Annotated in this window: 1 pseudogene; it reads right to left on the bottom strand. The window is 62.2% G+C overall.

The features are described 5' to 3' along the window. Window positions 1-101 precede the first annotated feature (101 nt). A pseudogene (locus EN859_RS40070) lies at window positions 102-341 on the bottom strand (hypothetical protein); the annotation flags it as partial.

Raw genomic sequence — 341 nt, 5'->3', positions numbered from 1 at the left:
GGCCGGGTTCGCGGGCCGAGGCGCCCAAGGGCGCGTAAACCGCGCCCGGCGCGCGCGAAACTCGCAATTCCGTGGCTTCAAGCATAAGACACCACGCTTCGTTAGAATCGGAAATTCGCTTTCAGTGCGCTTTCTTTCGCATCCATCCCCTTCACGAGACTTCCGTGTCCGATCGCTCCACCGACTTCACCGCCATTCCCGCCGCTCACCGGAACCTGTCCGACACCGCGCGTCAGCGAGCGCGCATAGCGGCGAAGTGAGCCAAGCTGCCCCACGATATCGAACCGTGCCATGGACCGTTTCATGCCCTGTTTACGGAGCGCGGCAAGATTTAATCCCGC

It is taken from the genome of Mesorhizobium sp. M00.F.Ca.ET.216.01.1.1, from assembly GCF_004010325.2.
Lineage (GTDB): Bacteria > Pseudomonadota > Alphaproteobacteria > Rhizobiales > Rhizobiaceae > Mesorhizobium.
This window is presented reverse-complemented; position numbering and strand designations above follow the sequence as displayed.